The organism is Microbacterium sp. MDV22-iso44 (genome assembly GCF_058629135.1).
The window spans coordinates 526,288-538,866 of sequence record NZ_JBZVWS010000001.1; the positions used below are offsets into that span (position 1 = coordinate 526,288).

12 protein-coding genes are annotated in these 12,579 nt (G+C 69.7%); 4 read left to right on the plus strand and 8 right to left on the minus strand.

All coding sequences use genetic code 11. From position 1 onward, the window contains the following. Positions 1 to 22 precede the first annotated feature (22 nt). Entirely contained in the window at positions 23 to 3,526 is a 3,504-nt protein-coding gene (gene smc, locus AC4NN1_RS02635; RefSeq protein ID WP_491954478.1) for a chromosome segregation protein SMC, read from the minus strand. Between the two features lie 425 nt (positions 3,527 to 3,951). Here smc and AC4NN1_RS02640 point away from each other — a divergent pair, with 425 nt between their 5' ends. Beyond that, the gene (locus AC4NN1_RS02640; RefSeq protein WP_018188058.1) at positions 3,952 to 4,209 is read left to right on the plus strand and encodes a hypothetical protein; all 258 of its coding nucleotides are present in this window, start codon (positions 3,952 to 3,954) and stop codon (positions 4,207 to 4,209) included. 61 nt (positions 4,210 to 4,270) lie between these two features. Continuing rightward, the gene (locus AC4NN1_RS02645) at positions 4,271 to 5,359 is read left to right on the plus strand and encodes a GNAT family N-acetyltransferase (RefSeq protein WP_491954479.1); all 1,089 of its coding nucleotides are present in this window, start codon (positions 4,271 to 4,273) and stop codon (positions 5,357 to 5,359) included. Here the strand turns inward: AC4NN1_RS02645 and mutM are convergent. Genes mutM through AC4NN1_RS02675 form a run of 6 tightly spaced genes read right to left on the minus strand, consistent with a single transcriptional unit; the run spans position 5,356 to position 10,487 of the window. Then, positions 5,356 to 6,264: a bifunctional DNA-formamidopyrimidine glycosylase/DNA-(apurinic or apyrimidinic site) lyase gene (gene mutM, locus AC4NN1_RS02650; protein ID WP_491954480.1), complete on the minus strand. Its 909-nt coding sequence runs from the start codon at positions 6,262 to 6,264 to the stop codon at positions 5,356 to 5,358. The two genes, AC4NN1_RS02645 and mutM, sit on opposite strands and share 4 nt — an antisense overlap. Positions 6,265 to 6,270: 6 nt before the next feature. After that, positions 6,271 to 6,963, minus strand: a complete 693-nt coding sequence (gene rnc, locus AC4NN1_RS02655) for a ribonuclease III (RefSeq protein WP_020097200.1) — start codon at positions 6,961 to 6,963, stop codon at positions 6,271 to 6,273. A 10-nt stretch (positions 6,964 to 6,973) separates the two neighbouring features. Next, entirely contained in the window at positions 6,974 to 7,183 is a 210-nt protein-coding gene (gene rpmF / locus AC4NN1_RS02660) for a 50S ribosomal protein L32 (RefSeq protein ID WP_018188062.1), read from the minus strand. 2 nt (positions 7,184 to 7,185) lie between these two features. Further along, positions 7,186 to 7,743, minus strand: a complete 558-nt coding sequence (locus AC4NN1_RS02665) for a YceD family protein (protein WP_018188063.1) — start codon at positions 7,741 to 7,743, stop codon at positions 7,186 to 7,188. A 56-nt stretch (positions 7,744 to 7,799) separates the two neighbouring features. Continuing rightward, positions 7,800 to 8,297: a pantetheine-phosphate adenylyltransferase gene (gene coaD / locus AC4NN1_RS02670; protein ID WP_018188064.1), complete on the minus strand. Its 498-nt coding sequence runs from the start codon at positions 8,295 to 8,297 to the stop codon at positions 7,800 to 7,802. A 42-nt stretch (positions 8,298 to 8,339) separates the two neighbouring features. After that, entirely contained in the window at positions 8,340 to 10,487 is a 2,148-nt protein-coding gene (locus tag AC4NN1_RS02675) for an ATP-dependent DNA helicase RecG (RefSeq protein WP_491954481.1), read from the minus strand. A gap of 38 nt (positions 10,488 to 10,525) precedes the next feature. Here AC4NN1_RS02675 and rsmD point away from each other — a divergent pair, with 38 nt between their 5' ends. After that, positions 10,526 to 11,134: a 16S rRNA (guanine(966)-N(2))-methyltransferase RsmD gene (gene rsmD / locus AC4NN1_RS02680; RefSeq protein WP_018188066.1), complete on the plus strand. Its 609-nt coding sequence runs from the start codon at positions 10,526 to 10,528 to the stop codon at positions 11,132 to 11,134. Here the strand turns inward: rsmD and thiL are convergent. After that, positions 11,104 to 12,075, minus strand: a complete 972-nt coding sequence (gene thiL / locus AC4NN1_RS02685; protein ID WP_026302970.1) for a thiamine-phosphate kinase — start codon at positions 12,073 to 12,075, stop codon at positions 11,104 to 11,106. The genes rsmD and thiL overlap by 31 nt on opposite strands. A 22-nt stretch (positions 12,076 to 12,097) precedes the next feature. Between thiL and AC4NN1_RS02690 the strand changes: the two genes are divergently transcribed. Next, the gene (locus AC4NN1_RS02690; protein WP_018188068.1) at positions 12,098 to 12,574 is read left to right on the plus strand and encodes a DUF3515 family protein; all 477 of its coding nucleotides are present in this window, start codon (positions 12,098 to 12,100) and stop codon (positions 12,572 to 12,574) included. Positions 12,575 to 12,579: the final 5 nt, after the last annotated feature.

The following is a 12,579-nucleotide window of genomic DNA, read 5'->3' on the forward strand; positions in this document are numbered from 1 at the left end:
GCTACACACAGGACGCGGTCGATCACGCCGTCGCGCGCTCGCGCACCCGCTGTCCCACGACGGCCGAGACGCCGTCCTGCCTCATCGAGACGCCGTAGAGCGCATCAGCGATCTCCATCGTCCGCTTCTGATGAGTGATCACGATCAGCTGGCTCGACTCCCGTAGCTGCTCGAACACCCCGAGCAGTCGACCCAGGTTCGCGTCGTCGAGCGCCGCTTCCACCTCGTCGAGGATGTAGAAGGGACTCGGACGCGCTTTGAAGATGGCGGTGAGCAGGGCCACGGCGGCGAGAGAACGTTCACCGCCCGAGAGGAGCGAGAGTCGTTCGATCTTCTTCCCGACGGGGCGCACTGCCACATCGATCCCCGTCGTCAAGGGGTTGTCCGGATCGGTCAGGGAGATCGATCCCGTGCCTCCCGGGAAGAGGATGGGGAAGACCTCGCCGAACGCGACCTTCGTGTCCTCGAATGCCGCGAGGAAGATCGTCTGCATTCGCTCGTCGAGCTCCTCGATGATCGTCAGCAGATCCGTCCGGGTACGGACGAGATCGTCGAGCTGAGCAGTGAGGAAGGAGTGCCGCTGCTCGAGCGCCGCGAACTCCTCCAACGCGAGCGGGTTCACGCGTCCGAGCTGCGAGAGCTTGCGTTCCGCCTCCTGGAGTCGGCGTCGCTGAGCGGCCCGATCGAACGAATCAGAGGCCCCCTCGTCCGAGGTGGGGATGGGGACATCCGGACCGTATTCCGCGAGGAGAATACTCTCGTCGAGACCGAGTTCAGACTGGACCCGCTCGAGGAGGCTCTGCACGTGAAGACGCTTCTCGTGCATCTGCAGCTCGAGACCGTGCACCGACTCGGTGACCCGCGACAACCGCTCGCGGACCCCCGCATCCTCCTTGCGGAGCTCCGCCAGTTCCGCCGTCAAGGCCGTTCTCGTCTGCTCCGCACGCTCCAGCTCGACCCGTGCTTGCGCTGTTGATCGATCGATCGAGTCGAGGACGGGCGGCAACGCGGCCACGACCTCCGATGCAACGGCGCGCTGCGCCCGTCGGACCACGGCGCGCCGTGCCGCGGCTTCGGCGGCTGCACGCTCGCGCTCTCGCTGGCGCTCGAGCTGGGCGACGCGCGACTCGGCCGCGCGGACACGCTCGCGGAGGGTCTCGACGTCGAGGCGCGTATCCATCTCACGCGTCCGAGCCGACTCGAGCGCGTCGAGCAGGCCGTCGCGAGCCGACGCGTCGAGGATCGGCCGCGGTGACTCCTCGGCGGCGCGATACGCCTCCCCCGCGGCCCGGGCGGCCGTCTCGGCGTCTCGGGCCGCGGCCTCGGCTTGGCGGAGCCCGGCGTCGAGACGTTCGCACTCGGCGGCGGCGGATTCGAGGCGGACGGTGGCCCGGTTCATCTGCTCCGCGTGAGCTGCGAGGGCGGAGTCGTGCTCGCGGAGCGCGGTCAGCGTCTCGCGGGTGCGCTGGCGCGCGGCATCCCACGCGGCCTGGGCGTCGGTGAGGGCCTCCCGCAGCGAATCGGCGACCACCGTGACCTCGGTGAGCCTCTCGCTCGCGGCATCCCGCTCGGCCCCGAGTTCGATGCGCGACCGGGACTGTCCGGACCCGGCTTGGACGGTGCTGGCCGTGACGGTCTCGCCTGCGCGCGTCACGACGATCACGTGGACGCCCGAGTCCGCCGCGGTCCGCGCTGCGACATACGCGTCTTCGAGGTCTGCGGTGATCGCCACCCCCGCGAGGGCGGCGCGAACACCCGAGGGCGCGTCGACCACGTCGGCGGCCCAGGTCCATTCCCCGGGCACCGCTGGTCCGGGCGCGGCGGCGCCGTCCGCCACCGCGATGTCGACCACGCCGAGGTCGTGCTCGCGAACAGTCTCGACGACGCCGCGGGCGGTCTCGAGGTTGTTCACCAGGACACCATCGGCAAGCGCACCGAGCGCTGCGGCGACCGCCGCTTCGAAGCCCGGCGTGACCCGGATGGCATCGCTGACGATTCCACGGATGCCGGGGCCTCCGCGGTCGACGACCGCGGCCGCCGCATTCCGTATGTCGAGGGCTCGACCGAGCGCTGCCGTCTCTGCGAGGAGGGACTCCCGTTCGCGTTCGGCGGCGTGTAGCCGTTCGCGGATCCCGCCCACCCCGCTCTCGGCCTCCGTCGCCTCCCGCTGCGCGCGATCGTATGCAGCCGCGAACTCCGCTGCGGAGTCCGCGGGTCCTTCCGACGCGGGCTCGATCTCGTCGAGAGCCGCTTCGGCCTCGTTCCGACGTTGCTCCGCGGCATCGAGCGCGCGCTGCTGACGTTCCACCGCGGCGCGCAGTGCATCCGCTTTCGATGTGGCGGCCTCGAAACGCCCGCGCAGGGATGCGAGCCGCATGTCGTGTTCCGAGACGAGGGCGCTCTGGGCGGCGATGTCCGTGTCGAGGGCATCAAGCTCGGCGCGGGCGCGGATGACCTCGCGAGCCGCGGCAGCAGCGGCATCCTGCGCAGTGCCCAAGCCGGAGCCGATCTCATCGATCTCCGCGCGCGCCTCGTCGATGACCGCTTGGGTGACCGTCGCGCCGGCCTCGGCGGGCTGCGTGTCGTCCTCGAGAAGCGACAGACGCTGTCCTGCCAGCGAATAGAGCCCGCGGAGCCGCTCCTGAACGCGGCCGAGCTCGAACGTGATCGCGCGAGCGCGGTCGACCGCTTCGGCACGCTGGTCGTTCTCGAGCTCTTCGATGCGGCGGCGGAATCCCTCGGCGCGGTCCTGCAGCACCAGTCGCTCGGCGTGACGCTCCTGCTCGTTCTGCGAGTGATCGGCCAGTTCGGCGCGGAGCCGCGCGAGCTCGTCCGCGTGCAGTCGTGCCTTCGCATCGCGGACGACGGCGGCGATCGTCGCGGCTTCACGGGCGATCTCGGCCTGCTTGCCGAGCGGTTTGAGCTGTCGGCGGAGTTCACCGGCGAGGTCGCTGAGCCGCGTGAGATTGGCCTCCATGGCATCGAGCTTGCGGAGGGTCTTCTCCTTGCGGCGGCGATGTTTGAGGATGCCCGCCGCCTCTTCGATGAAGCCACGTCGATCCTCGGGGCTCGCCTGGAGAACCGTGTCGAGGCGCCCCTGACCGACGATGACGTGCATCTCACGGCCGAGACCGGAGTCGCTCAGGAGCTCTTGGATGTCGAGAAGCCGACAGGTCTCGCCGTTGATGGCGTATTCGCTCGACCCGTTCCGGAACAGCGTCCGGCTGATCGTCACCTCGCTGTACTCGATCGGCAGGACACCGTCGGAGTTGTCGATCGTCAACTGCACCTCCGCGCGACCGAGGGGACCACGGGTCGCGGTGCCCGCGAAGATGACGTCCTCCATCTTGCCGCCGCGGAGCGTTTTCGCCCCCTGCTCCCCCATCACCCAGGCGAGCGCGTCGACGACGTTCGACTTACCTGACCCGTTGGGGCCGACGATGCACGTCACCCCGGGCTCGAGGGCGAACGTCGTAGGCTGCGCGAAGGATTTGAACCCCTTGAGCGTCACGCTCTTCAGGTGCATGAGGGGCCTCCGGTGTCGTCGTCGCGTCCACGCTAGCGGACGAATCGTCGCCGTCTCTTGACGGCGCGCCCGGGGCGACGCTAGTGTCGGGGCTCGCGTCAGAAGTCCGAGAAAGGAGGTCCTCGACATGATCATCGACATGATGCCCACTGGAGAAGCGTTCATCGCGTTCCCGTTCGCCTCGGGGACCGTCTCCTTCGGCGCCGCTGCGGACACCCGCGCTCACACCGGCCACTAACCGCCGCCTCACGTGAGCTCCGTCTGCGGACGGAGTGTGCCTCCCTGCCCCCGGACGTTCCGCGTCCTCTCCACCCCGTGTTCGCCGGGCCACCGGCCCCGGACACGGACGTGCTCCTTCGTGCTGCGGCACGATACTCCGCCGCGCTCGCGGCACCTCACTGCAACGATCGAAATGAGATCACCTCATGCGCACTCTCACCGCGCCGCAGCGCACCTCGGCGGTCATCGCCGCGCTGCAGCATCCCACCCCGACGGGCATCACCGCCCGTCAGACGATCATCGACCGACTGGCCTTGCGGCTCGCGTTGGCACTGCTCCTGTGGAGCACCCGTCCCGGCGCCGATCGCGAACAGATCGACTCCCGCCGCCGAGAGCGGCTCGCCCGCGATGCGCGCGAAGCCGAATGGGACCGACGCCGTGCGCTCCTCGCCCCGCGTCGATGACCCCCTCGGGGGCTGCGACACCGTCGCAGCCCCCGACCACACTCCGTCCCGGAAGAAGACCATGACGACCGCACCCTACGAACTCCGCCCCCTTACCGTTCCCGCATCCGTCGATGCGCCCGACGCCGCCGACTTCCTCGCGATGGTCGACGTCCGTAACGAGATCTATCGAGAGATCAGCGACAACGACGACGAAGCCGCGACCGCGGCGCAGCTGTTGCCGCACTTCCAGGAGAACCCCGACAACGACAAGCGCAGCTGGATCGTCATCGTCGGCGACGACGTCGTCGGCCGGGTCATCGTCGACATCCCCGCAGAGGCGGGGTCGCAGGTCGCCTACTGGATCATCGAGCTCCTCGAGCGCGTCCAGGGTCGAGGCATCGGCAGCGAGCTTCTCGGCGTCGTCGAGGACACCGCGCGGAAGGCGGGTCGCACCGTCCTCGAGTCCTGGGCGGAGCATCCCGAACCGCACCCCGGGGCCCCGACGGAACGACTGGCCGCTCCCACCGGCTTCGGGACCATCCCGCTCGATCGTCCGGCGCGCTACTACCGGCGCCACGGCCACACCCTCGAACAGGTCGACCGCAAGAGCATCCTCGAGATCGAGCCGTCGTTGTCGACGGTCACGGCGATGCAGGCAGAGGCGTTGGTTCACGCGGCCGGCTACCGGGTCGAGCAATGGACGCTGCCCGTGCCGGACCGGTATCGGGAGAGCTTCGCGTGGACGAAGTCCCGCATGTCTACGGATGCTCCGGCCGCCGGCCTGGAGGTGGACAAGGAGGTATGGGATCTCGAACGCCTCGGACGGCACGAGGCTCGCTACCTCGAGGCCGGACAGACCGTGCTGGTCACCGCGGCGGTCCACGAAGCCTCCGGTCAGGTGGTCGCCTTCAACGAGCTGTGTTCCGGCGCGGACCCGACCGCGACAAGCCAGCAGATGGACACCCTGGTGCTCCGCGAACACCGGGGACACCGACTCGGGCAGCTCATCAAGTGCGCCGGGATCCTCCGCTGGCGGGAGATCGCACCCCAGTCACCGAGGATCATCACCTGGAACGCCGAGGAGAACCGTCCCATGCTCAGCATCAACGAGGCGATCGGGTTCGCACCCGCCGCGTACATCGGAGCGTGGAAGAAGGTGCTCGGCTAGCCCCGGCGCTGACACCTGGGGCAGTAGTGGCTCGACCGGTTGGTGAAGCTCACGCGCACGATCGGTGTGCCGCAGCGGGGACAGGCTTCGCCGGTGCGGCCGTACGCGTTGAGGGAATGGGCGAAGTAGCCGGCCTGCCCGTTGACGTTCACATACTGCGCGTCGAAGCTGGTCCCCCCTTCGGCGAGGGCTCGGTGCAGCACTGCCCGAACCTCGTCGAGGAGCCTGCGCACCGCGCGTGACGAGAGGTCGTCAGCCGAGCGCTCCGGGTGGATCCGCGCCGCCCAGAGCGACTCGTCCGCGTAGATGTTCCCGATGCCGCTCACCACGGTCTGGTCGAGCAGCACCCGTTTGATGGCTGAACGCGTGCGTGCCAACCGGGCACGGAACACGGTCTCTTCGAAAGCGGGGTCGAGGGGGTCTCGCGCGATGTGCGCGACCTGAGTCGGGACCAGGGGTGCCTCGCTCCCCCAGCCGCCGGCCGCGGCGTCAGGTGTGGGGATCAGCCGATCCAGGGCCAGCGAGCCGAACGTGCGCTGATCGACGAAGACCACAGCGACATCGGCATGGGTGGGATGCCGGATGTCGAACCGGATCCGTTCGTGGCGGAGCTCCGGCGTCCCCGAGGAACGCAGCAGCATCTGGCCGCTCATACCCAGGTGACCGACGATCGCCTCGGACTCGACCCCGCCGTCGCCGTCGCCGAGCGGCATCCACAAGAACTTGCCGCGACGGACGACGGAGTCCACCCTCCGCCCGGTCAGGCGGTGCTCGAATTCTGCTGCACTGCCATCGTGTCGGGTCAGCGATCGCGGATCGAGGACCGTGACGGCCTCGATCCGCGAGCCAGCCAGGGCGGGGGCGAGGCCCGCGCGGACGACCTCGACTTCGGGGAGCTCGGGCACGTCTGCTCAGGACCGAGCCGACAGCTCGCGCCAGACGGCAAGAGCAGCCGCCATCTCGGCCTGCTTCTTGCTGGAGCCGCGGCCGCTTCGCGACACATCGCCGACGGCGACGGTCGCGGTGAACACCCGGTGGTGATCGGGCCCCTCGGCCTCGACGCTGTACGAAGGGACCGGACGCCCGGATCGTGCCGCGAGCTCCTGGAGCGCCGTCTTCGGGTCCATCGCGGCACCGTAACGCTCGGGATCCGCCATCAGCGGCGACACCAGGCGGAGGACGAGTGCGGTGGCCTCCTCGATTCCCGCAGACAGATAGGCGGCGCCGATGAGCGCCTCCGTCGTGTCGGCGAGGATGGAGTCCTTGTCGCGTCCGCCGGTCTGGTCCTCACCGCGGCCGAGCCGCAGATGCGTTCCGAGCCCCATTCCGCGGGCGACCTCCGCCAACGCGACCGTCGACACCACGCTCGCACGACGCTTGGCCAACGACCCTTCGTCGAGGTCGGGGTGTGAGCGGTAGAGATGGACGGTGACCGCCATCCCGAGGATGGAGTCGCCGAGGAACTCCAGACGCTCATTGTGAGCGATCCCCCCGTGTTCGTAGGCGTACGACCGGTGGGTGAGCGCTAGCGACACAAGCTCGGGGTCGATGTCGACCCCGAGCTTGTGTGTGAGCACCGAGTGATCGGTGGTGGCGTCTGTCACGACGCGCCGATCAGATGTCGGCGACCTTGCGGCCCTTGTATTCGAGGAACAGCTCCGTGCCCTGCGAGTCGGTGACGACCTTCGCCTGGTGGGGACGGCTGTAGACGACCTTGCCGTTCTCGATGGTCTTGACGAGCGTGGGGGCCTCGGCCTTCCACTGCGCGCGACGCGAACGGGTGTTGGAGCGGGAGACCTTCCGCTTCGGGGGGTTACCTGCCATGGTCAGCTCTTCTCTGTGTCGTCGGCGGCGGGGCGTGATGCTTCGCCGTCGTGGTCTGTGGGTGGGGCCGACAAGGCGGCCAGCGCAGTCCAGCGCGGGTCGATCTGAGTCTCCGTGACCGGTGCTTCGGTCAGCTTCTCACCCGTGGACGGATCAAGTCCGGGGCAGTCCGGCTGACACACCGGCTGGAACGGAAGCGACAGGACGATCGCATCCCTGACTCCTGTTTCAAGATCCACGTGGTCGTCTTGAACCTCGAAGTCAGTCGCTTCGTCCCCAGAATACCCGAAGAGCTCCTGAAACTCGACTTCGAGGGGGCGTGTCAGGTCCGTGAGGCACCGGCTGCACTGTCCGTCGTAGGTCGTGGAGATCTCCGCGGTGACGAGGATGCCCTCGTGGACGGATTCCAGACGAGCGTCGACATGGACGTCTTCACCCGCCGGAACCCAGGCGAGTCCCTCGCCCCATTTCTCGGCGACAGGCACCGTCAGCTCGAATTCGCGCATCTCGCCGGGAGCCCGGAGGATGTCGCGGACGGGAAGGACGAAGGGACCGCTCACACGCTTTCTGACCACGGTCGTCCATCGTACGCGTGACGGGGAGCTCCCGGGCCGGATCAGCCTTCGCGAGCACCGGTGTCGAGGAATCGAGCCACCGGCGCGGGCACGAACGGCGACACATCCCCGCCGAGCGATGCCACCTGACGCACGAGCGAACTGGACACCAGGGCGTGAGCGGGGTCGGGCAACAGGAACACGGTCTCAATGTGCGCAAGATGCCGGTTCACGATCGCCATCGGGGTCTCGTAGGCGACGTCGACTTGGGAGCGGATCCCCTTGACCAGGACTCCGGCGCCGACGTCGGTCGCATAGTCGACGAGGAGGCCGACGCTCCAGGCGGCCACGATGACGTCGCCGTCGATGTCGCTCTCGGAGATCGACTGTTCGAGGAGCGACAGTCGCTGAGCGATCGGCAGCATCGCCTCTTTGCCGGGGTTGTGCACGACGAGCACGTGCAACTGGTCGTAGAGGGCTGCCGCGCGCCGGATGACGTCGAGATGCCCGAGCGTCGGCGGGTCGAACGAGCCCGGCACCACGGCGATCCGGTTGTTCATGCCGTCGAGCCTAACGACAGAGAGCCCGCGCCGCGCCCCGGCTCAGTTCTTCGCGAGCGCCGCGCGTTCCCGCTGACTCACGCGACCGGCGATCGCCGCAGCGAGTCCAGGGGCTCCGTCGAGGGTCGGGTCGTCGGCGAGAAGACGCTCCGCCTCGGCGCGGGCCGTCGCGATCAGGTCCGCATCGGCGACGACGCGCAGCAGCCGCAGCGACGACCGCACACCGGATTGCGCGTCACCGAGGACGTCACCCTCGCCGCGCAGCTCGAGATCGACCTCGGCGAGTTCGAAACCGTCCGTCGTCGCGGCGACGGCCTCGACGCGCTGTCGTGCCGGCGTGAACGGGTCGGCCTCGGTGACCAGCAGGCAGAGCCCGGGAACTGAGCCGCGGCCGACACGCCCGCGGAGCTGGTGGAGCTGCGAGACGCCGAATCGATCCGCCTCGAGGATCACCATGGTCGAGGCGTTCGGGACGTCGACACCGACTTCGACCACCGTCGTGGCGACCAGCACGTCGATGTCGCCTCGCGCGAAGGCCTGCATGACGGCATCCTTCTCGTCACCGGGCATCTTGCCGTGGAGGATCTCGACGCGGATGTCCCGGTAATCGGGATGCCCCGACAGCAGCGCGGCCGCCTGCACGACTCCCCAGCGCGTCCGGGCGGGCTCCTCGGTCTCGGGAACCTCCTCGTCGGTCGCGTCGGTCGCAGCGTCGATCGCCGGACACACCACGAACGCCTGCCTCCCGAGTCGGACCTCCTCGGCGACGCGCTCCCAGACGCGCGCGAACCACGCGGGCTTCTCCCCCACGGGCGCGACGAAACTCGAGATCCCGGCACGGCCCCCGGGCATCGTCCGAATCGTCGACACGTCGAGGTCGCCGAACACGGTCATGGCGACCGTACGAGGGATCGGGGTGGCGGTGAGGACGAGGACGTGCGGCGAACTCCCTTTGGCGCGCAGCGTCTCGCGCTGGTCGACCCCGAAGCGATGCTGCTCGTCGACCACGACGAGACCCAGATCCGCGAACGTCGTGGACTCGCTCAGCAGCGCGTGGGTTCCCACGACGATGCGCGATTGCCCCGAGGCGACCCGCAGGGCCGCCCGTCGCCGCTCGGCCGCGCCCAGCTGCCCGGTGAGCAACGTGGGCATGAGTTCGGGTGCGAGCTCGGGTCCCAGCATCCGAGCCATGGAACGCAAGTGCTGGGCGGCCAGGACCTCCGTCGGGGCGATCAGCGCGGACTGCCCGCCCGACTGGGCGACCTGGAGCATGGCTCGGAGCGCGACGAGGGTCTTGCCGGACCCCACCTCGCCCTGCACGAGGCGGTTCATCGGCCACGGGGCGACGAGGTCCGCGGCGATGCGGTCACCGACGCTCAGCTGGTCGGGTGTGCGCTCGAACGGCAGCCGTGCGTCGAATCGGGCCAGAAGGTCGCCGGGTGGCCGGGCGGTCGCGGACATCATCCGGACGAAGTGACGCTGTTGCAGGAGGGCTGCCTGAAGGACGAACGCCTCGTGCATCCGGAGGGTCTCGCGTGCCGGATCGATCTGGTCGAAGGACTCCGGATCGTGGATGCGGGTCAGCGCCGTGCGGGCGTCGAGAAGGCCCTGAGCCGCGCGGAAGGCGTCGGGGAGAGGCTCGGGCACGCCCGTCAGCGCAGGGAGCACCAGGTCCACGCACTTCTTGACCTGCCAGCTCGAGAAGGTGCTCGTCGCCGGATAGATCGGGATGGGGCGATTCCGCCACGCCTCCGCGGTGAGCCGCGCCGTTCCCTCGTCATCGAAGAGCTGGTAGTCGGGATGCGTCAACTGCTTCTGACCGCGGTACTCCCCCACCTTGCCGGAGAAGATGCCCTGCCGGCCGGCCGTGAGATCCTTCACGCGCCAGGACTGACCGAAGAACGTGAGCGACATGGTTCCTTCGCCGTCGCCGATGACGACCTCGACGAGTTCCCCCCGGCGGCCCCGCATCGGCCTCGTCGACGCGGAGCGGACCTCGGCCACGATCGTGACGAGCTCGCCGACCGGAAGAGCGGCGATGTGTGTCAGCTCCCCGCGGTTGGCGTACCGCCTCGGGTAGTGCCCCAGCAACTCCCCTACTGTCGTCATGTGGAAGGCGCGCTTCAGCCCCTTCGCCAGGTTGTCGCCGACCGCCTCGTGCAGGGGCGTGTCGAGCGAGTACGAGGCCATGCGATGAGTCTACGAGCGACCGCCGACGCGGATATCGTGTGGGGGTGACGAGGATCATCGCCGGGGCCGCCGGATCGCTGCCGCTCGCCGTCCCGAGCGCCGGGACGCGGCCGACGAGCGAACGTGTGCGGGAGTCGCTGTTCGGCGCTCTGGAATCCGCGAACCTCATCGAGTCCGCCGCCGTCCTCGATCTCTACGCCGGGTCGGGTGCGCTCGGGCTCGAGGCCGTGAGCCGCGGGGCGTCGTCGGCCGACCTCGTCGAGCGGGCGCCGCGCGCGGCATCCGTCATCGAGCGGAACGTCCGAGCCGTCGCCCGCAGTCTCCCGGATCGGCGGGTGACGGTGCACCGGTCCTCCGCGGATGCGTTCCTCCGCGCCGGCGGACCGTCTTTCGACCTCGTGTTCGTGGACCCGCCCTACGACATGACGGATGCCGAGGTGTCCACGACGCTCGCACTCCTGACTCCTCGGCTCACCGACTCCGCGGTCGTCGTCGTCGAACGGGCCACGCGCTCCGGCGAGCCCGATCTGCCCGCAGGCCTCGTCGTGGACCGCGTGAAGAAGTACGGCGACACGACCCTCTGGTGGCTAGCCCCCGCCGATGCCGCGGACGCGGGTCAGCCGAGCGCCGAGTCCCAGTCGGCGTAGGGATCCCAGCCGCCTCGCGCCGAGGGGACGGCGCCCTGCACGAGGACGGCGGCGTCGCCGCGCACCCGCACGTGGCCGATGACCTCGAAGCCGGTCGGCGTGGACCCGGCCGGGAAGCAGGCGAGGAGAGCGTGGTCCTCGCCGCCCGAGAGTGCGTCGTCATCGAGATCGACATCGATCGACAGCGTCACGCGCGAGGCGTCCGCGATCCGTGAGGCATCGAGCAGGAGCCCGTCGGAGACGTCCATGAGCGCCGTCGCTCCCGCCCGCGCGGCGAGAACGCCGAGTTCGATCGGCGGACGAGGGCGCAACTGCGCGTCGAGGTCGTGCTGCTCGGCAGGCGCGAGGACGTCGCGATCGATCGGGACGGGTGTGCCGGCGGCATCCCGGAACCGGTCGAACAGGATCCGAAGGCCCCGCGCCGCCGCGCCCAGCTCACCCGCCACCGCGATCTCGTCTCCGGGACGCGCGCCGGACCGGCGGACGGGTTCCACTCCGTCGAGCACGCCGAGGGCGGTGACGGCGACCGTGAGCGTCTCGGAGACGGCGAGGTCGCCCCCCTCGACCGCGCAGCCCGGCGCGAGTTCGGCGAGGGCGTCGCGGAAGCCGGTCGCGAGCGCCTCGACGAAGGTCGCCGGCAGCCAGTCCGGCAGCGCCAGGGCGACGAGCAGCGCTGTGGGCCTCGCGCCCATCGCAGCGACGTCGGCGATGTTCACCGCAGCGGATTTGTAGCCGAGATCGTAGGGCGAGGTCCAGGCGAGGCGGAAGTCAGGCCCGTGTACGAGGGTGTCGGTCGTGGCCACGATCCGCCCGCCGGCAACGGCGAGCACGGCGGCGTCGTCCCCGGGGCCGATCTCGGCACGCGACGCCGGTCCCAGCACACCGAGGATGCGGGCCAGGAGCTCCTTCTCGGACACATCGCGCACACGGAGCTCACCCATGCGTCCACGGTAGCCTGGAGCGATGCCCCGGACCCGCTCGACCACCGCGCTCGCCCTGCTCGTGGCCGGGGTCGCCGCCTTGTCCGGCTGCTCCTCGACCGTCGCCGTCAATGCCGCTCCGAACGCCGACGATCCGCGCTGCGCACAGGTGATGGTCCTCCTCCCCGACGTCCTGGGAGATCAGTCGCGGCGCTGGACCGACGCGCAGTCCACCGCGGCGTGGGGCGACCCGACGACCGTCCAGTTCACCTGCGGCACACAACCGACGGGACCGACGACGCTCCCGTGCTTCACGGTCGACGGCGTCGACTGGGTCGTGGACGACTCGCGCGCGCCGTTGTACCGGATCGCCACCTACGGGCGGACGCCCGCAGCGGAGCTCATCCTCGACTACGACGCCGTCTCGTCGAGCGGTCCCGTCTCGGCGCTCAGCCGACTGATCACGAAACGGTTCGAGGTCACCGGTAAGTGCGTGGCGCCGACCGAGGGGCAGCCCTGACCCGG